The following is a 20030-nucleotide window of genomic DNA, read 5'->3' as shown; positions in this document are numbered from 1 at the left end:
AAAAAACCTCCAGTCCATACTATTTTTTATTATATCATAAAACATTTTAAAAAAAAGTTGCAGATTTATACAAAAAAAGTTCCTTACCAGCGGGAGGAGACTGGTAAAGAACCATTTTAGCGTTATTTATATAATTATTGTGCATTTGAACTGCTCATTAGCTTAACTTTTGCAGTTAACGTCCTGCCATTTCTCCAGAACGTAACAGTGATTGTATCACCGATTTTATGCTTAGTTATTATGCTTTGCAGTGAATCAAACGTATCAACTTTTGTACCGTCAACTGCTGTTATTACATCGCCTGCTTGTAGTCCGGCCGCATCAGCACCACTGCCCTGTTGTACTTGAGCTATATATAACCCTACAGGTATATTGTACTGTGCTGCATCTTGAGATGTAACTTCCTGCACACTTACACCCATAACGGGTCTTTCAACATACCCATGTTTTATAAGTTCATCAATTATAGGTTTTGCTTCATTTATTGGAATCGCAAATCCCATTCCTTCAACAGGTGTACTTTGACTTTGGAACATACCAAATGGATCTTGTGTATCAGAGCCACCTGTTGATGTCAGCTTTACACTGGTTATACCAATTACTTCACCATTACTATTTACGAGAGGTCCACCGCTGTTACCAGGATTTATGGCCGCATCTGTTTGTATGAGATTAACTGGTCCATAATCGCTTTGAAGATTTCTATTTAAACCGCTTATTATACCGGCTGTTACTGTTCCAGCAAAACTTTCACCGAGAGGATTTCCAATAGCCACAGCAAGTTCTCCGACTTCAAGCTTTGATGAATCACCTAATTTTGCAGGTATCAAATTTGTAGCATTTATCTTTAGTACTGCCAGATCTGTTTTTGCATCTTTACCTATCAATTGTGCAGGAAATTTTCTTCCGTCAGATAAATTTACTGTTATTTTGGAAGCACCATCTACGACGTGGTTGTTAGTTACTATATAGCCTTGTGAGTTGATAATTATGCCCGAACCGCTTCCTTCAGGTACAAGGGCACTTCTATAGCCATTGGAATATGACACGCTTGTATCAATTCCAACTACAGAAGGGCTCACAATTTTTGCTATGTTGGTAATCAAGTTAAAATTGTTGTTGTCAGATGATAGCGGCAAATATCTGTTTATGACTTGCGTTTGCTGACCTATATTAGTGTATTTCATAATTCCTGCAACTGCGCCGCCTCCAATAAGTGCTGCAATAAGAGCAACAGCTACAAATGATACTAGCATCCTCCTTCTGAATCTCTTAACCATCTTGCCTAAACTCTTTTTGTTGCTTCTAAATTCAACTCTTGGCATCTCATGATTGATTTCACTGTTTTGCTGATTATATGTTGCTGGAATCTCTTGGGTATTATTTAAATTATCGCTGCTTATATTTTCGGTATTCATACTGTTACTGTCCATTTTGAAATTATCTATTTCATTTTCGTCTATGTTTTTGTTTTGTTCATTGCCAAAATCCATATCAATCATCCTCCTTAATCATTTCTTCATGATTACATTATAGATTAGAATTTTTAATAAACTGTGAACATATTGTAAATTATTTTTAATAATTTAACGCCAATTGAATTTGCAAGATAAACGTGAAAATAAATGCAGCTCGAGGGGTGGCTCGAGCTGCTATAATAAGGGAGGTCAAGGAGAGGCTTTTCTCTCTCTCAAGTATTATTATATCTTTAATTTATGAATAAATTATGAACAAATTGTAAAAAATTTATTCTATTGCTTAACTTTTTTCAACTTCAGTGTAAAAGTAAAAGTAGTACCTTCTTCATCACTGCTGGTAACCCAAATGTCTTCATTATGGAGATTTATAATACTTCTTACAATATATAATCCCAGTCCAACTCCAGGACTTCCACTTCTAGATTTATCAACCTTGTAAAATCTATCCCAGATATGGTCTATCTCGTCCGGCGGTATCGTCTTTCCCTTATTGTGAACTTTTATGAATAATTTATCCTTCGATTTTTCTGTGACGATGTGTATATATCCACCTGGATTCGAAAATTTGATCGCATTATCAATTAAATTCGTCAGCACTTGCTCTATTTTATCTTTGTCGGCTTCTACAATATCTTTATCACTGTCAAAATCAACCTTAACCATCAAATCCTTTTTGTTTATTCGAGATTCCATCTTGATAATAGTCAATCTGATAAGCTCATTGATATCAAACTCGACTAGATTCAGGGGAAAAGCTCCCGACTCCATTTTTGTTATATCCAAAAGTTCAGATATAAGCCTAGACATGCGCCGCGTTTCTTTTTGAGCGATTTCTAAATAAAATTTTGATTTCTCCATTGGTATCGTGCCGTCAACAACGCCGTCTATATAGCCTTGAATTGTAGATAAAGGTGACCGAAGTTCGTGAGAAACATTTGCAACAAACTCTCTTCTTGCGTTGTCCATTCTCCCTAGTTCACTGGACATGGCATTGAATGATTTTGATAAATCCCCTATCTCGTCATCATCTACAACATTTATCTTCGTGGAAAAATCACCTTTAGCCATTTTTTCTGTGGCAATGCTCATTTCCTTTAATGGATTAGATATTCTCTTAGACGTGTAAGAAATTAGTATGAATGCAATAAATATAGATATTGATATAGCTAAAAGCATTATGAAAAAAATATCCATAAGCGTTTTTTGCATCTCTACAATCGGTGCATGCATAAATATTGCACCTTGTATTTTACCGCCCAATATAAGAGGAAGTCCAACAGTAAGAACAGGCTGTGTAAACCTTCCGCCGAAATACCCTCTTCTTACAATCGTCTCACCTCTCAATATATTTTTAATATCATCTTTGCTTAATGTTACACCTGTCCAGTTCTTCTCAAAATCCCTAGACTGTATATATATATGTCCATCTGTGCTTACAACCCAAATTGATGCATTTATCAACCTATCAACAACATTTAAATTCTGATTTAATCTGTCAATATCAATGTCTCCTATTAAGTAATCATTTAAAATAGTGTTTATCTGCTTTCCTTCCTCAACCATTATTTTCTCTTTATCGCGAAAATAATAATTTTCAAACATAATATAAAACAGTGCGGACAGTATCACCATCGTCAGCACTATTATCGTTATATTGGTAAAAAGCAGCCTTCTAAAAAGCCTGTTTCTACTCAAATCACTTCACCTCGAATTTATATCCAACACCCCATACAGTCGTCAATTTCCAGTTTGGACCATCCCCTATTTTCTCTCTTAATCGCTTTATATGAACATCTACAGTCCTGCTGTCTCCCATATACTCATATCCCCAAACATTTTCCAGCAATTGATCTCTTGTGAAAACTTTATTAGGATGCGTACACAAAAAGTAAAAAAGCTCCAGCTCTTTTGGCGTAAGATCAACATTCTCTCCTTTATATTTTACTTTGTACTCGCTTAGACTTATGGAAAGGTCTGGATATGTTACACTGTCTCCATCATTCTCCTCATGCTCATACCTTCTTAATACAGCCTTTACACGAGCCACCAGTTCTTTCCCGTCAAATGGTTTTACGATGTAATCGTCAGCACCTATCTCAAGCCCTAAAACTTTATCAAATGTATCACCTTTTGCTGTAAGCATTATAATAGGCACATCCGTAAATTTTCTCACTTCTTTGCACAAAGTCATTCCATCAATGCCTGGAAGCATCAAATCAAGTATAATAAGCAATGGAAGTTCTTCTTTGATTTTATTCAGTGCTGTCACCCCGTCACCAATTCTTACTGTAGCAAAGCCTTCTTTTTCAAGATATAATGAAATTATCTCACATATATTTCTATCATCGTCAACTATATATATTTTTTTATTTTCGCCCATATAAACACCCCTTATTAAACCTTAAAACTATTATACAAAATAGATTATAAAACCGCAAATGATGGAAGACATTTAGGTTACAAAAAAAAGGCACCTTAGTGCCTATACAAACAATTTACTAACAGACATACCTTCATATATGCGCATTATTGCTTCTGCCAACAGTGGAGCCACAGTCCTTATTTTGATTTTACTTATCTTTTTTTCTTCTGGTAACGGAATTGTATCTGTTATTACCAATTCCTTGATAGGAGAATCAATTAGCCTCTCTATCGCAGGACCAGATAAAACACCATGCGTTGCACATGCATAAACCTCTTTTGCTCCATTGTCAATGAGAGCCTGTGCACCTTGTTGCAATGTCCCAGCAGTATCAATTAGATCGTCTACCAGTATTGCTATTTTCCCTCTAACATCACCTATCAAATTCATTATCTCTGCCACATTTGCCTTTGGCCTTCTTTTGTCTATTATAGCAATTGGAGCATTAAGCTTTTCTGCAAAATTTCTCGCTCTTACAACGCTTCCATGGTCTGGAGATACTACAACAACGTCGCCACCAAGATCCTTTTCCATAAAATACTTTGCAAGTATTGGACCACCAAGAAGATGATCAACAGGTATATTAAAATAGCCTTGAATCTGCGCAGCATGAAGGTCCATCGTGAGAACTCTATCAGCCCCGGCAACTGTTATGAGATCAGCCACTAACTTAGCTGTTATCGGATCTCTAGGCTTTGACTTTCTATCTTGCCTAGCATACCCATAGTAAGGGATAACTGCAGTGATTTCACCTGCAGATGCTCTTTTAAAGGCATCTATCATTATAAGAAGCTCCATTAAATTATCATTGACTGGTGAACACGTGGACTGAACTACAAAAACATTTGCACCTCTTATGCTTTCCTTAATTCTAACACTTATTTCACCATCACTAAAAGTCCCAACTTCCGAATCGCCTAATGTAAGGCCTAAATTTTCTGCAATCTCTTTTGCCAATGCAGGATTTGAATTGCCACTAAAAATCTTTATAGCTCCTCCGTGTCTTACCACTCCTATAGTCCTCCTTTTTTTCTTCTTTCTTCTACCCAGCCTTCTTTATTTGTCTGGCGACACCTTGCTATCGCAAGTGCACCGTCCGGTACCTCATCGGTTATAGTCGATCCTGCAGCTATAAAAGCATTATTGTTAATTTTGACAGGCGACACAAGATTTACATTGCATCCTACAAAAACGTCATCACCTATAATCGTCTTATGTTTTTTCTTGCCATCGTAATTTACAACTATAGAACCACATCCCATGTTTACACGCTTTCCAACCTCTGCATCACCTATATAAGTCAAATGCGGCACTTTCGTCCCTTCACCTATAACAGATTTTTTAATCTCGATGAAGTTACCAAGTTTTGCATTATTGTGTATTACACTTTCAGGCCTTATTTGAGCAAACGGTCCAAGTTTTATATTGTTATAAAGTTTTGACTCAGTTATCATGGAAAATATTATTCTGCATCCATTTCCTATCTCTGAATCAATGATGTAAGAATTAGGGCCGATTTCACAATCCTCACCGATTGAAGTCTTACCTTCTATGCGTGTACCGGGGTAAATTATTGTATCCATACCTATTACTACGTCAGGACCGATGTAGGTATTATCAGGATCAATTATAGTTACACCGTCTAACATAAGTCTTTTATTAATCCTTCTTCTCATAGCCTTTTCTGCCTCTTGAAGCTGCACTCTCGTATTAACTCCCATTATTTCTTCATTTGGAGCTGAATATGCGCCTACTTTTCCACCAAGTCTTATTACAATCTCTACGGCATCCGTCAGATAATACTCACCTTGTGCATTGTTGTTGTTTATATATTGAAGCGATTTCTTTAAATAGTCAGAATTAAAAATGTACATGCCGGAATTTATCTCATGGATGCCTTTTATTGCCTCATCTGCATCTTTGTCTTCGATTATTTTTAGAACATTCCCATTTACATCCCTTACAATTCTTCCATAACCATCCGGAACATCAAAAAATGAAGACAATACAGTAATAGAATTTTGCTCTTTTAAATGAAAGTTATAGAATTTTTTCAATGTCTCTGGCATTATAAGTGGTGTATCACCAGTTAAAATCATAATATTACCTGTATCTGGCAACAAATCCTTCGAAGCCATGACAGCATGTCCTGTACCAAGCTGCTTTTCCTGATATGCATATTTCACACTGTCGCCTAAGGCGCTTTTAACTTCTTCAGCACCATGTCCCAAAACAACCACTACATCTTTTGCTCCAGCTTCTTTGGCACTTCTTACAACCCACTCCACCATAGGTCTTTCGCAAACTTTATGAAGGACTTTTGGATGTTTTGACTTCATCCTCTTTCCAAGTCCCGCAGCAAGTATAAGCGTATAAAAATTATCCATTGCGACACCTTCTACTATTTTCATTTATATTTTCTACACATTCCTATACTATTTTAACTATATTTTAAACAAAGTTCAACAAAAAAATAAAAAGGAGAAATCTCCTTTTTATTCCTGACCCTGTGGCTTGTCCTGCTCTTTCGCTTTCTCATACTCGCTAAGTATCGCAGTCTGAATCTTTGCTCTAGTCTCCGAATTTATTGGATGTGCAATATCTTTAAACTCTCCTTCGGGTGTCTTGCGGCTAGGCATAGCTATAAACAAACCATTCTGTCCCTCAATAACCTTTATATCATGAACAACAAATTCATTATCGAAGGTTACAGAAACCACAGCTCTCATCTTGCCTTCCTCATTTATCTTTCTCACCCTAACGTCTGTAATTTCCATAAGCTCACCACCTTCCTGCAAAATAAGCCAATGATATATGATATTAGAAAGTACTTAAGAAAAATTTCTTACCTTAATATTATTCGCCATTAAATCAAAATTTCCTCCATCAAAATTTAAAATTTAGAAAAATTATGATAAAAAATTTCATTTTATGTCGTCTTAGCTATTATTTCCATTTTTATGCATATTATACATTAGCCAATCACTTATTTCCATCTTTATAGTTTCTTTATCTTCATTCATCTCAACCAACGTAAATATAGAAAAATAATTCTTTACCACTTTAACTTCAGGCTCTTTTGTTGCTATCATTACACCCGCACCCAATACTTCCGCATCAAACTCATTCATGAGCTCAATCATGCCTTTTATAGTACCTCCAGCTTTCATGAAATCATCTATTAAAACTACTTTTGAATTTCTCTCTAAGGATCTCCTAGAAAGCGACATGGCTTTTATCTGCTTTTGTGAACCTGAAACGTAGTTTATTGAAACTGACGAGCCCTCAGTAACTCTATTGTCCTGTCTTATAATAACTAAAGGCACATTTAAAGCTCTTGCACACATCATAGCAATAGGTATACCTTTTGTCTCCACCGTCACAACAGCATCAACATCTTTTTCTTGAAATGGATACGAAAGAATTTCACCTATTTTATTTGCATATTGTGGCGAATAGATAATATCAGCAGTATACAAAAAACCTCCCGGAATTATCCTCTTGGGGTCTTCAAGCTTTCTGCATATATCTATCATAAATTCATGAAAATTATCTATATTATTTATAGGAATATATTTAATCCCTCCACCAGCTCCTGCAACTGTTTTTATATCACCTAGGCCGAACTTTTCTAATATACTTTTAAGTATATCTATATCTTCTGATGCAGTTGATTTTGCTACATTAAATAAGTCCATAAAATAATTTAAATTAAATAATTTATTGGGGTTTTCGGTCAATATCTTAAGTATCACACTGATTCTCTCGTACCTTTTGTATGCATTCATCGAAAAACCTCCAAAGACAAACTTTTACTTAACATTATATTTTAAAGTTCATTAATTTGCAATATGTGATATAATCTTTTTGTATAGTATTTTATCTTTATAAAGTGACTGTTTTTTGGTAATAATAATAACAAAATTTGAAAGAGGTGTAATTAAAATGAAAGTAAATATTGAAAATTTCGATAGAGTACATTTTATAGGCATTGGCGGTATTAGCATGAGTGGTCTTGCTCATATAATGCTAAATGCTGGCCACATTGTTACAGGTTCTGATATAAAAGATTCCTACATAATTCAAAAGTTGAAAGATGAAGGCGCAATTATAAATATTCCCCATAACGCTTCAAATGTTGATGGTGCTAATTTAGTTGTATACACAGCAGCAGTAAAAGAAGATAATCCCGAAATGATTAGAGCAAGGGAGCTTAACATCCCAACAATAGACAGGGCCACTCTTTTAGGTGAGATAATGAAAAAATACAAATATGGCATTGGTGTAGCTGGAAGCCACGGAAAGACGACCACAACATCATTGATTTCAGTATTGCTTGAAGAGATGAATTACGATCCTACAGTTCTAGTCGGCGGTGAAGTGGACGTCATCGGCGGAAATGTCAGAGTAGGAAAATCAGATTATTTTGTAACTGAAGCATGTGAATATACAGATAGTTTTTTAAAATTTTATCCTTATATTGCTGTCATTTTAAATGTGGATTCAGATCATCTTGATTACTTTAAAAATATCGACAATATAAAGCAGTCATTTACACAGTTTGCAAACCTTGTGCCAAAAGATGGATTTGTGGTAGCATGCGGTGATGATTCAAATACTATGAGCGTACTTAAAAATGTTGACCGAAATATTATAACATTTGGAATTGACAGTAATTGTACATGGAATGCAAAAAACATAAAATTTGATGAAAAGGGATTCCCTTCATTTGATGTATATTACAATGGTGTATTCATTCAAAATTTTGAGTTATCCATCGTAGGAAAGCACAACATATACAATGCGTTAGCAACATTGGCTGTTTGTCACCTTCTGGGAGTAGATATAAAAAGCACTCCTTCGATAATCAAAAAATTTAAGGGTACACATAGAAGATTTGAGTTTAAAGGCACTTTAGATGGTGCTATCATAATCGACGACTACGCACATCACCCAACAGAAATCAAAGCCACTCTTTCGTCTGCATTAAATTACCCTCACAATAGAATAATATGCATATTTCAGCCACATACTTATTCACGTACTTATTCATTGCTGCAGGACTTTGCCACCTCCTTCGACAACGCTGATATAACAATAATAACAGATATATATGCAGCAAGAGAAAAAGATACAGGTATTGTCCATGCTAAAGATTTAGCTAAGCTTATCAGGGATAGGGGAAATGAAACATATTACATTAAGGAATTTACCGATATCGTAGATTACTTGAGAAGTATAATTAAAAGTGGCGATCTGGTGATAACGATAGGAGCAGGTGATGTATACGAAGTAGGCAATATGCTTTTAAATTTCAATAAAAAAGCCGCAATTGGAGCATAAAAATAGGCCAAATGGCCTATTTATCTTTTTATGCAGGATTTTCTTTCAATCAATTTAACAGGTACAATTATGTGATCTGCAATATAATCCTTGTTTTTAAGGATCTTAAGCAAAAGCTCCGCTGATTTCACCCCTAATTCAAACGTTGAAATATCTATTGTAGTCAACGGCGGATTAGCATAAGCAGAAAGCGGTATATTGTTAAACCCAATAAGGGATACATCCTGGGGTACCTTTAATCCATAATCTATCGCCGCCCTTATAACACCAAACGACATTATGTCATCTGTCACCACTACAGCCGTCGGCTTCTTTTGCTTCAAAATCCTCATCATTGCATTGTATCCACCATCTTCTGAAAACTCATCCTGAGCTACTAATTCTTTTACAAATGGTATATTATTTTCTTCCAGCGCTAATTTATAACCATCAAGTCTGTCAAGACTCACTACAAATTCCAATGAACCGCTTATAAATGCTATCTCTTTATGACCGTGCTTTATTAAATAATTCGTAGCAAGCCTTGATGCACCGATATTATCATTATCTACCCAGCAAACACCCTTAGAATCTAAAGGTTTCCCTATAACTGTAAATGGAAATTTCTCTTCTCTAAGCCACGGTATAAGCTCATCTGTTGTCCTTGAGCAAAGAAGAACAATTCCATCTACCCTTTTACCTTTAACCATATTTATAACAGCCTGCTTTTCTTCCTCTTCATTGCCTGAAGTCGATATAAGCAAATCATATTTTTCATTGTGTGCAACAACACTTATGCCTCTCATAACCTCCGGGAAAAAAGGATTAGAAAATGCATCTTCTGCTGAGCGGGGCATTATAAGCCCTATTGTATAAGTCATCTTACTTGCCAGGCTCCTTGCAATAGCATTTGGATAATATCCCAGCTCTTCCATCGCTTTAAAGACCCTTTCCTTTGTCTCTTTGCTGATTCTGGGATTATCCGCAATAACCCTTGATACAGTAGAAGGTGCAACATGTGCTCTTTGCGCTACGTCTTTTATTGTTACATTCATTTAAACACCACCTTAGTGAAACCGATTGCAATTAATTATATTTTATATCATTTTAAAATTGTTGTCAACTTTTGAAAGCCTTAAAATGTAAATGCACTAGAAAATAAATTTAAGAACCTTGTCGTAATACGGTGAACCTGATATGCCCAATAACTCTAAAATTATTATAGCTAAAAAAATCAATGCAGATATAAAAACAGGCCATTGAAGCAGTATCTTGACATCATCGCTTAATCTTGTAGTACTGTGAATAATATATGGATTTGTAGTCTTAATAAGCTTTTTAAGAAGCAAATAGAGAATCATTCCTGCAATTAATGCTACAATAGCATATACAATAACAGATACAAATGGTATATTCATTTTTACCAGCATTCCCGGTTTAGGACTTATTGTTTTTGATACATTATACGACACATATTGTATTACTAATACCAGTGTATTGTTTGTAAAATGGCCCAACATGCTGGCATATATAGAATCAGTCCTGTGTACCAGATATCCTAATAAACACCCTAAAAAAACAACACTTAAAAAATTCTGCACATTCAGGTGCAATACAGCAAACATTATACCTGATATTACTACAGCTTTTATAGATCCTCTCATTTCGTAACTTCTTAATATAAGTCCTCTAGTAAGTATTTCTTCGCACAAAGCAGCGCTACCCGACACGATTAATATCTGCTTTATCAGTCCTTCAAAATCACTTGCAGCACTTATTGGTGGAATCGGTATTTTACCAAACTTACTTAAAAAATAATTCGTCAAAATGCTAAAAAAGCTGGATATAAACATTCCACATATCATTATCGAAATTATCAAAAATATGTGCTTCGATTCGAGCTTATTAAATCTTAATACATATTTCAAATCATATTTTTTAAAAAGCAAAAAAAGTATAACAGGCAGTAGAACGATAACAAACTCTGTTATAATAAGTCCTATGTACAATGACTTCCTTTGAACATATGAACCGATGATAACAAAGAGAACCAAGATAAACAAATAAACTTTGTTAGCATCTTTCTCTGACGGTCTCATATCAAAACTCCTTTTCCATTTTGTCTACAAAAGATTTTACCATACATATATTAAAAATGTAAGAATAAAAAAATATATTTTTCACAAAATATTATCGGAAAAATTATTGGAGGTGTTTTTTATGAGCTTAATTAAGTGGCGCGGCAACGATATGTGGCCGGACTTTAATTTTGATTTTAATTTGCCTGCATTATCAAATATGTTTGCACGACCAAGAATAGATATCACAGAATCAGAGACAGAAGTTACTGCGACAGCCGAATTACCTGGCGTTGATAAAAAAGACATAGAAATAAACGTACACGGTGATGTGCTTGAAATAAAAGGACAGACATCAAAGGAGACTGAAAGAAAAAATCAAAGCTATTATTTAAACGAAAGGTATTATGGGTCTTTTGAAAGAAGAATAGGACTTCCAACAGAGGTTGACTCTGAAAGAACGACAGCAAAATTCGAAAACGGCATATTAACTATTGTAATGCCAAAACTGCATCCTGACAAACCAAAAGGAAGAAGAATCGATATTCAATAAAAATAAGCCAAACGTGGGAATATCCTGTGTTTGGCTTATCTTAGTGTATAATTTTAGTTGGCGGTAAAAAATAGAAAAAGGAAGATAGGTATAAATGTTTAAGTAAGTTTAAAAGTCATATAAAAAACAGCAATATGGAGAGAACAATGATGCAAAGACAATTGCATGAAAATTCATGATATACCAAACATTATGTGGATAATATTTAAAGAAAAAAATCTGCCAACAACTATTTAGCACAAACAGTTACAATAAATGACTTGATACTTTATCATAAATAACATACAATAAATGATGAAAGAATTAAAAATTTAACATCTGATGAAAAAGGTATGCTTTGTACATATGAACATCCGGTAGATTTTACAAAGAAAGAAAATATTAATGAGCTAATTTCATATGTTAAATCATTATGATAAGCAAATTGCTTATTAATAAAATTATGGCAAAGTATAATTGTAATTATATAAAACATGACTGATTAAATGAAAGGTAAAGAAGTAAGGTGGCAATGATGTTCAAAAAAGATTTATGATTTATTATCGTCGACCTCCTATAGAAGTAAAGTTGACCGCTTAAGGAGCGAATTTTTAATAGAATATACTTATAATTCAAATGCTATTGAGGGAAATATTAAATTAGTGTTATATACATATAAAATACCAATAATATAAGGAAAGGTGACTATGATGTTTAAATGTGCATGGTGTAAGAAAAAAATTAAAGAAAATGGACCTATATTTGGATTAAATGTAAAGTTTGCAGAAGAAGCCAATTTAAACAAAGAAGGAGGCAAGATTATTCAGGTATATATAAAATCAAAAAATATCAGTGTACCAATGATAGTTACAGCTGCTGATTCTGAAGCTAAGAAACATGGACAAGATGGTATATTTGCTGTGTGCAGTGAAAAATGTGGCAATAAATTGAGAGAAACTCTTCAAGAAGATCTTAGGTTTAAATTTACAAATTTTCAGATATAAAATAATCAATATTGCGTGAGAATCATAAGTTTAAATCTTTAATTTGAGTTTTATTACCAAAATTATAGTAAAAATATATATTAATTTTTGGGGGAATGAAATATGTTAAATAAACGACCCAAAATCCAGATTCCGATGACACCGATGGATATAATTGTTGAATTATTATCGATTTTAGTCATTGTATCAATAGTTATAATAACTATTATATTGTGGTATAAGCTGCCCGGAACTATTCCGACTCATTTTAATATCAGAGGTGAGGTTAATAGTTCTGGAAGCAAATCAAACACATTAATACTTTTATCGGTAATAATCTTAATGTATGTTATGTTTACTGTTTTAACAAGATATCCACACATATTTAACTATCTAGTTGAAATAACAGAAGAAAATGCTATAATTCAATATAAATTAGCAAAGTCTTTTATGCGCTTTTTAAAACTTGAGATAGTCCTTTTACTTTCTTATATTGAATATATAACTGTAAATGCAGCTTCAAGCAGTAAAATCAGTTTAGGATTAGTGTTTTTACCTATTAGTATAATTGCTATTTTTGTAACATTAGGAATATATATTTATAAGTCAGTTAAGGTTAATTAGTGTTTATCAAGGTTACGTTGTTTAAACAGACAGATAAATAGTGACTTGTCTGATGTGGAAAAAGTATAATATAATCTTCGTTAAGTGGTACAAGGTAAAATATTATCAAAAGAAGATGTTTTAGATACTTTAAATAATGGCAAAAAATATCAAAAATTTAAAGGTACTACTGTTAGATTCAAAAATAATATATCAGTATATATAGCGAAAAATAATGGAGACATTAAAATGTAATGTGAGGTAAATTAACTGTGGAAGTACAGAGTCCCTGTCCCCTTGTCTGCATCTATGTTTTTCTTCAAAATTCTGTTTTGCATTTATTACAGGTAATAATAATTTTACCTTTACCTCTTGGAACCCTTAATGTAGCATAAAGGAAGGTATACTAAGTGTTAGTTATAGAAGCTAACAATTTAAAAAATATACGGAAAATTAGAAGCATTAAAGGATATAAATCTTGAAGTAAGTCAAGGTGAAGTCTTTTGATGCTTTTTGCTTTGTAGCACTTTTTTAAAAAATTTACTAAAAAACTGAGGCCTAAAGAACTAAACCCCTTTTAATTTTTTCACTCGGAGATATTTTCTCCTTCAAAAAATACATAAACTCAGAATATATGTCCTCATCCTTTCTGAAAAAGACAATAACCCCCTAACCCTAAACCCGCCATTAAATGACAGGGAAGAGTTTTTTCGCGTGTCACACCACATCCTCGGCAATGTTTCATTGCATTCCGCAGGATGTTTCTTGTACCTTTTTTTGTGGATCATTTATTCAAATCTCTGTAGATTTTTTATGCCGTTTTTACCAGGCTTCTCATTTTTTCCTGCTGCTTTTCTTTTATCCTGCCAACTGCCATCGCAAGCATTATACATAATGCAATTCCACATCTTACTGTCATTTTCTTTTTACCTCTTATGTAATGCTTCTCGAATCCGAATGTTTCATCTATTCTGCTATTTACTCTTTCTACTGATGTACGCTTGTTATAGTACTTTTCCCATTTGTAACTGGCACGGTCTATTGGTGTGAATATACTCCGGTCTACATCCAGCTTGATTCGGATTCCTTTTTTCGCAGAACACCTATCTATGTATTTACATTTTAATCCATACTGTTTTGCAGGGCATAGTTTTTTTAATGTCTTCCTATCTTCTTCAAAACCTCCTACTGCCATTTCTCTCTTTTCGCCTGTATCAAGGCAATAACAGTATACATTGCCTTTATAGTTATATACTACGTTCTCATGTCCTTCTAACGGCCTTGTCCCGTCAGGATCTTTCCATTTGTTGCAGATATCTATTACAGGCTTTATTTTGTATTCATCCCATAGCTTTTTTATCAACTTTGTATCATCATAACCACGGTCTGCTTCCATCGTTTCACACGCTTCAAGTATTTCAGGTCTTTCTTCCGCTATTTTTTCAATCATCCTGTGTGCTTCTTTTACATCAGCTTGAGAAGCTTTTGTTACACTGAATGCCACCGGCAGTTCGTAGTTAGCATCCACTATTAGGTGCAGCTTATATCCAAACCATTTGACTATTTTTTCCCAAGCAGTTCCGTCTTCCCTGATTCCTCGATACTCCTTTTTGCCCCAGTCGGCATCTTTGTCCCTTCGTCCATCAGTTTTCCTATTTTTATTCTCTCTTTTCGCCAGTGATTTTATTGCCTTACTGTCTATAGCCAAATCCTTGCCAAAGTCCGGTAGAAGCCTTTTTAGCTCTTCTACAAGTTTTTCGAATATCTTGTTTATTTCTTCCTCATGTTCATAAAGCTTTTTTAAAAATCTTGTGAATACCCATGCTGGTGGTACTATTTCCGTCTTCTTCTCACCTCTATATTTTTTTGTTTTTGCAGTGTGAAATCCACACATAATCCTTAGTTGCCCATTCCGCGATAGCTCTCGTCTTAAGCTTTCCACGGATATATGTTGGTATACTACTCCTGCCAATATGGCATTCCACATTGCTCTCACGGGATAATCATCTCGACCGTTCTTGCGTTCTTTTTCAAGCTTTTCCATCAGTTCTTCATCGGGCATGTACTCTATTACCAATCTTAATCTTTCCAGATCGCCTAAATTTTCAATTTCATTCCACACAAATAGTGTTTGTTGTGGTATAATAGCCATATGTGAAACCCCTTTGCTTTAGTGTTTATTTTTGTTTTCAATTACCATTTTACACTATAGAAAAGTGGGTTTCACACTTTTAGAGAAAATTTTTTGTTCCTGGGTGTAATTTTTACGTTTTTCATTTTTCATGCACTTCAAAGTTGCATTTCTTTACGTTTTTTTGGGGTAAAATTATTTTGTTGGCGTCTTAAAACATACTATTTTAGCACGTTCCTCAACATCGCAAATAACTCTTTTGATTCATTGGGTCTAATGGTATAGGAAAGTCCACAACAATACGCATTATTTTACAACCTTAAAGCCTGACAATCCGGATACCTATGAGTGGAACGATTCTTTGAGCGGGGATTTTCTCTGGACCAATCCAATGGATGTGAGGCTATGTCCTATGTTTTTACTCCTCTTAGTTTATACATCGCCAGAGCTCTCGACGAAGAACAAACCACAATTCCCGGATACTCTGAACTATTACTTGAAGAAGGTTATAATTAATGATTTTTTAATCAAAGTCTACAAAGGTAACAAAAGATTATCCCTCCAGAGGTCTAAAATAATATAAGGAAGGTGAATTCACATATAAATGCAATATAAAAGGGGTTTTCTTATGGTTTTTTGGCTGCGAAGAGATCTTCCATAAAGATTTAAGGTATTACAAGTATCTATTCCATGGTAGAGAGATTAGATAATTGACTTGATGCTTAATCAGAATTAACATATAATATAAGTGTAGAAATCTTATTTTCAATGAAAATAAGGAGGTAGTTAATATTATGGAATTAGCCAAGGTAACTGTTCGAGGTCAAATTACAATACCAAAAGAAATTCGTAAAAAACTAAACATCAAAGATGGTGATAAAGTAATTTTTTTAGAGGAAAATGGGAAAATTATTATTGAGAATTCGGCAATTGTTGCTTTACGTGAGGCACAAGATGCTTTTAAAGGTGAAGCTGAAAGGCTTGGTTTAAAAGATGAGCAGGATGTAGTTAAATTGGTAAAGGAAGTTAGAAATGAAATGTGGGAAGAACGCCATGCGAATCACAGTTGATACCAATATCCTCATTTCTGCTTTCCTATTTCCCAAAAGTAGTATAAATGATTTAATGATTATGATAGCTAAAAGGCATAAATTAATTTTATCATCATTTGTTATTGATGAAACTGTAGATGTGGTTAAAAGAAAGTTTAAAGGTAAGGAGGGAGCTATAGACAAATTTTTAAGCAAATTTCCTTACGAGATGGTTTATACGCCGCAAGAAATGAAAAATGATTTATTTAAAATTCGAGATGAAAAAGATTATCCAATCTTATATACAGCAATTATTGAAGATGTAGATATACTAATTACAGGTGATAAAGATTTTTTAGATATTGATATAGAAAAACCGGAAATTCTCGCACCTGCACAGTTCTTAGAGAAATACTCCTAACAAAGTTAAAATAAAATACAGTAACTATCCATCCAGCAACGGCAAGAGTTATATTAAATTCTGTAGAAATGAATGGTAATAAAGAAGATATTACAAACAAATCTATACCAATTATAAATAATGTAATCCACACTGTAAATAGATAAATAATATCTTTTAAGATAAAACACATTTTCATCACTCATTACCAATATATCAGCGCATTAGCTTTTTCATGAATTATATTTATTTGTTTGCAGACAAGGTGACAGGAATTTTGTCTTGAAAGAGAGACATTTTCTTCGAGATATGCTTCTGAAAGAAATATTTTAATGATTACAATTAAAGATTGGAATATAGAATGGAATGAGTTACCATCTTTTCTTAGAAATTTGAAATACATAGATAGAAAAAATTTTAAATCAATACAAGATGTTGCTGTTGAATTAGTTCCTACGATTAAGAAAGGGTATTTTTATTTTTAATTTTCGTCAAATTTTACTAGCGTTTTCTGTCAAATTATGGTATAATAAAATGGTAATTTTTTGATATCTCAAGACTGTAGAGGTGTTTAAACTTGTATCTAAAAAAAGTACAAACCATAAAACAGGAAGTACTTATTTGTCAATTGTTAACAGTTATTATGACAAGCAAACAAAGCAATCTCGCACAGCCACAGTCCGTTCTATTGGCTATTTGGATGAACTTGAAAAAGAATATGACGATCTAATTGCGTTTTTCACTGAAGAAGTTCGAAAAATGAATGAAAGGAATAATAACGAGAAGCTTCCTGTTAATCTCCAAATTGTCTTGAATGAATCTATGGATTCTAATTATAATGCTCGCAAGAATTTTGGCTATGCAGCTTTGAGTAGAATTTATCACGAGATTTAAATAGATACATTCCTTAGAAACAAGCAACAGCACTCAAAAGAAGAATATGATGCAAATACTATTATGAAACTTCTTGTTTTCACTCGCTTGCTTTATCCTGCTTCCAAGAAAAAGACTTATGAAAACAAAGATATATTCTTTGAAAAATTTGATTTCTCTTTTGATGCTTGAAAGCTTAAGTAGAGCATCTTGTAGTCATATTAAGGAGAACTATTATCTTTTTGATTTTTATAATGATGTACTTGAAGATATCGGAAAAGAAAAGTTTATGACACTTGGAGAGATTAAAAAAATTTTAGGAGAAACGAAAAAAGTTAATTTTCACCACAACTTTGGGACAAAATTAAAAAGCGTAAAACCCTTTATTTTAAAGTGGTTATGGGCTTTTTTTATCTCTTTTTGCTGCAAAAGTCAGGATATATTGAAAATGTAAGAATAAAAAAATATATTTTTCACAATTGAGGAAATTGCACAATTAAACTTTAATTTTTGAAGCTAAAAAAGACAATAGCAAAGCTAAGCATATCAATGCCTGTGGATAACTTATGAACTTTGAAATTTTAATTAAGCTTTTTGGTAATGATGCACTAACATTAACAGCAATAGTACCTGCAACAAGTGTAATACAGTTCAATAAAGCAAAGATTTTAGCTTTCTTAATACCTGCTGAGCGAAGATTGTCAGTATTTAAATAGTTTTTTAACCTGCTGTTGCATCTTTCAATAGAAGTTCTAAGGTTATATATTTCCTGCCACTCATCAGAACTTCTTATTGGAAAGCTAAAATACCTGTTATTTTTCTTGTAATTGACTTTAAGGCAATACCCATAGTTTGAATTGCTGCACCAAGAAGAACCATGGGGACAACCCACCTTAAAAGTTAGGAATATCAAGCTATTTAAAATATGAAATTTACTCAAAATATTTTTGTAAAAATTATTGGAGGTGTTTTTTATGAGCTTAATTAAGTGGCGCGGCAACGATATGTGGCCGGACTTTAATTTTGATTTTAATTTGCCTGCATTATCAAATATGTTTGCACGACCAAGAATAGATATCACAGAATCAGAGACAGAAGTTACTGCGACAGCCGAATTACCTGGCGTTGATAAAAAAGACATAGAAATAAACGTACACGATGATGTGCTTGAAATAAAAGGACAGACATCAAAGGAGACTGAAAGAAAAAATCAAAGCTATTATTTAAACGAAAGGTATTATGGATCTTTTGAAAGAAGAATAGGGCTTCCTGCTGAAGTAGACTCAGAAAGGACGACTGCGAAATTTGAAAACGGCATATTGACCATCATAATGCCAAAATTGCATCCAGATAAGCCAAAAGGCAGAAAAATAGATATACAGTAAAAAATAAAGCCAGACGCAGGGCACCTGTGTTTGGCTATAATATCATCTTTTTGCTTTCTCTGACAACAGAATCACTGTGTTGATTAAAGTTATCCACATATTCTACAAGCTCTATATTGCATCCTTGCCCAATTGTGACATTCTTACCTCTCACAGCTTTCGCCGTCGTATACTCCAGGTATATTTCATCACCTTCGATGACATCTGTTGTAAGGTCACCTTTACACGCATCATAAATCATCGATTTGATAAGCTTAAGCCTCTTAAATATTGATTCAGAACCTCGTCTTATCATGATTTTCTCTCCGCCAATTTCTTTGACAAAATTACTACCATAGATGTAGATTTCTATGTCATCAGCATTCAAAAGACCATTTAATTTCATGACAATGCTATTTGATGTGAAAATTTCAGAATTACAATTTCCTTCTATTGTAAAATGGCCATTTGCATCTATTTTTTCAGACGAAATATTCCCCTTAATTGTTACATTTCCGTGCGTTATTAAATTTTTAATAGACGTATCACCATCTACTGTCACGTTGCCTGCAACCTTAAATATATCGGCAGATAAGCTGCCTTTTATAGCTATGCTCCCTGCAACTACCCCAGAAACGGTTTTTAAGTCTCCATTTATTGTACAGTCTCCGGTAGCTTTGATGTATGCACAATCAACAGAGCTATTAAAAATCCCATTTCCCACTACCGAGACATTATTAAATAAGCCGCCTGCAGATGTATTATCTCCGACAATCTTTATATTTTGCCTTTTCTCTAAATCCATAAAAAGCA

22 protein-coding genes and 2 pseudogenes are annotated in these 20030 nt (G+C 33.7%); 12 read left to right on the top strand and 12 right to left on the bottom strand.

Annotated elements, in window-relative coordinates; genetic code table 11:
* Positions 1-134: 134 nt before the first annotated feature.
* From TTHE_RS00980 to purR, 7 genes are all read right to left on the bottom strand, one after another.
* Positions 135-1493 carry a S1C family serine protease gene (locus tag TTHE_RS00980; RefSeq protein ID WP_013296752.1) on the bottom strand — a complete coding sequence of 453 codons (1359 nt, stop codon included), beginning with the start codon at positions 1491-1493 and terminating at the stop codon, positions 135-137.
* 258 nt (positions 1494-1751) lie between these two features.
* On the bottom strand, positions 1752-3173 hold the full coding sequence (locus tag TTHE_RS00975) for a sensor histidine kinase (RefSeq protein WP_013296751.1): 1422 nt from the start codon (positions 3171-3173) through the stop codon (positions 1752-1754).
* A gap of 1 nt (position 3174) precedes the next feature.
* On the bottom strand, positions 3175-3858 hold the full coding sequence (locus TTHE_RS00970) for a response regulator transcription factor (protein ID WP_013296750.1): 684 nt from the start codon (positions 3856-3858) through the stop codon (positions 3175-3177).
* Positions 3859-3960: 102 nt separating this feature from the next.
* On the bottom strand, positions 3961-4911 hold the full coding sequence (locus tag TTHE_RS00965; RefSeq protein ID WP_013296749.1) for a ribose-phosphate diphosphokinase: 951 nt from the start codon (positions 4909-4911) through the stop codon (positions 3961-3963).
* A gap of 2 nt (positions 4912-4913) precedes the next feature.
* The gene (gene glmU / locus TTHE_RS00960) at positions 4914-6287 is read right to left on the bottom strand and encodes a bifunctional UDP-N-acetylglucosamine diphosphorylase/glucosamine-1-phosphate N-acetyltransferase GlmU (protein WP_013296748.1); all 1374 of its coding nucleotides are present in this window, start codon (positions 6285-6287) and stop codon (positions 4914-4916) included.
* A 108-nt stretch (positions 6288-6395) separates the two neighbouring features.
* A complete protein-coding gene (gene spoVG / locus TTHE_RS00955; RefSeq protein WP_013296747.1) occupies positions 6396-6677 on the bottom strand; it encodes a septation regulator SpoVG in 282 nt (93 codons plus the stop codon).
* Positions 6678-6839: 162 nt separating this feature from the next.
* Positions 6840-7688, bottom strand: coding sequence for a pur operon repressor (gene purR / locus TTHE_RS00950; protein ID WP_013296746.1), 849 nt, complete (start codon positions 7686-7688; stop codon positions 6840-6842).
* 157 nt (positions 7689-7845) lie between these two features.
* On the opposite strand from purR, the gene murC reads away from it, so the two are divergent.
* On the top strand, positions 7846-9243 hold the full coding sequence (gene murC, locus TTHE_RS00945; protein WP_013296745.1) for a UDP-N-acetylmuramate--L-alanine ligase: 1398 nt from the start codon (positions 7846-7848) through the stop codon (positions 9241-9243).
* 20 nt (positions 9244-9263) lie between these two features.
* Here the strand turns inward: murC and TTHE_RS00940 are convergent, their stop codons facing one another.
* Positions 9264-10277: a LacI family DNA-binding transcriptional regulator gene (locus tag TTHE_RS00940; RefSeq protein ID WP_013296744.1), complete on the bottom strand. Its 1014-nt coding sequence runs from the start codon at positions 10275-10277 to the stop codon at positions 9264-9266.
* Positions 10278-10373: 96 nt separating this feature from the next.
* Complete coding sequence (locus tag TTHE_RS00935; RefSeq protein ID WP_013296743.1) at positions 10374-11321, bottom strand: CPBP family intramembrane glutamic endopeptidase; 948 nt, start codon at positions 11319-11321, stop codon at positions 10374-10376.
* Positions 11322-11442: 121 nt separating this feature from the next.
* Here TTHE_RS00935 and TTHE_RS00930 point away from each other — a divergent pair, with 121 nt between their 5' ends.
* From TTHE_RS00930 to TTHE_RS14280, 4 genes are all read left to right on the top strand, one after another.
* Positions 11443-11853 (top strand): Hsp20/alpha crystallin family protein, encoded by a 411-nt coding sequence (locus TTHE_RS00930; protein WP_013296742.1) that lies wholly within the window; start codon positions 11443-11445, stop codon positions 11851-11853.
* A gap of 686 nt (positions 11854-12539) precedes the next feature.
* Positions 12540-12836, top strand: coding sequence for a hypothetical protein (locus TTHE_RS00925; RefSeq protein WP_013296741.1), 297 nt, complete (start codon positions 12540-12542; stop codon positions 12834-12836).
* A gap of 102 nt (positions 12837-12938) precedes the next feature.
* A complete protein-coding gene (locus TTHE_RS00920) occupies positions 12939-13439 on the top strand; it encodes a DUF1648 domain-containing protein (protein ID WP_013296740.1) in 501 nt (166 codons plus the stop codon).
* An 84-nt stretch (positions 13440-13523) separates the two neighbouring features.
* A complete protein-coding gene (locus TTHE_RS14280) occupies positions 13524-13673 on the top strand; it encodes a hypothetical protein (RefSeq protein ID WP_196793644.1) in 150 nt (49 codons plus the stop codon).
* Positions 13674-14229: 556 nt separating this feature from the next.
* Here the strand turns inward: TTHE_RS14280 and TTHE_RS00915 are convergent.
* Positions 14230-15570, bottom strand: coding sequence for a transposase (locus tag TTHE_RS00915; RefSeq protein WP_013296739.1), 1341 nt, complete (start codon positions 15568-15570; stop codon positions 14230-14232).
* A gap of 569 nt (positions 15571-16139) precedes the next feature.
* Between TTHE_RS00915 and TTHE_RS14950 the strand changes: the two are divergent.
* From TTHE_RS14950 to TTHE_RS14275, 6 genes and pseudogenes are all read left to right on the top strand, one after another.
* Positions 16140-16259, top strand: a pseudogene (locus TTHE_RS14950) (hypothetical protein); the annotation flags it as partial.
* Between the two features lie 84 nt (positions 16260-16343).
* A complete protein-coding gene (locus tag TTHE_RS00910) occupies positions 16344-16619 on the top strand; it encodes an AbrB/MazE/SpoVT family DNA-binding domain-containing protein (protein WP_013296738.1) in 276 nt (91 codons plus the stop codon).
* On the top strand, positions 16582-17001 hold the full coding sequence (locus TTHE_RS00905; RefSeq protein WP_340371403.1) for a putative toxin-antitoxin system toxin component, PIN family: 420 nt from the start codon (positions 16582-16584) through the stop codon (positions 16999-17001). The genes TTHE_RS00910 and TTHE_RS00905 overlap by 38 nt, the downstream gene beginning before the upstream one ends.
* Positions 17002-17312: 311 nt before the next feature.
* Positions 17313-17465: a hypothetical protein gene (locus TTHE_RS14105; protein WP_155812163.1), complete on the top strand. Its 153-nt coding sequence runs from the start codon at positions 17313-17315 to the stop codon at positions 17463-17465.
* Positions 17466-17547: 82 nt separating this feature from the next.
* Positions 17548-18039, top strand: a pseudogene (locus TTHE_RS14945) (IS1634 family transposase); the annotation flags it as partial.
* Positions 18014-18307, top strand: a complete 294-nt coding sequence (locus tag TTHE_RS14275) for a hypothetical protein (protein ID WP_150201138.1) — start codon at positions 18014-18016, stop codon at positions 18305-18307. The pseudogene TTHE_RS14945 and the gene TTHE_RS14275, both read left to right, overlap by 26 nt.
* Before the next feature lie 42 nt (positions 18308-18349).
* Here TTHE_RS14275 and TTHE_RS14100 read toward each other — a convergent pair whose 3' ends face one another.
* The gene (locus TTHE_RS14100; protein ID WP_196793643.1) at positions 18350-18745 is read right to left on the bottom strand and encodes a hypothetical protein; all 396 of its coding nucleotides are present in this window, start codon (positions 18743-18745) and stop codon (positions 18350-18352) included.
* A gap of 82 nt (positions 18746-18827) precedes the next feature.
* Between TTHE_RS14100 and TTHE_RS00895 the strand changes: the two genes are divergently transcribed.
* Positions 18828-19238 carry an Hsp20/alpha crystallin family protein gene (locus TTHE_RS00895; RefSeq protein ID WP_013296736.1) on the top strand — a complete coding sequence of 137 codons (411 nt, stop codon included), beginning with the start codon at positions 18828-18830 and terminating at the stop codon, positions 19236-19238.
* A gap of 34 nt (positions 19239-19272) precedes the next feature.
* On the opposite strand, the gene TTHE_RS00890 is transcribed toward TTHE_RS00895, so the two are convergent.
* Positions 19273-20022, bottom strand: coding sequence for a hypothetical protein (locus tag TTHE_RS00890; RefSeq protein ID WP_013296735.1), 750 nt, complete (start codon positions 20020-20022; stop codon positions 19273-19275).
* Positions 20023-20030: the final 8 nt, after the last annotated feature.

Source organism: Thermoanaerobacterium thermosaccharolyticum DSM 571 (genome assembly GCF_000145615.1).
Lineage (GTDB): Bacteria > Bacillota > Thermoanaerobacteria > Thermoanaerobacterales > Thermoanaerobacteraceae > Thermoanaerobacterium > Thermoanaerobacterium thermosaccharolyticum.
The sequence above is the reverse complement of the archived record's forward strand: the minus strand, read 5'-3'. Positions and strand labels throughout refer to the sequence as shown.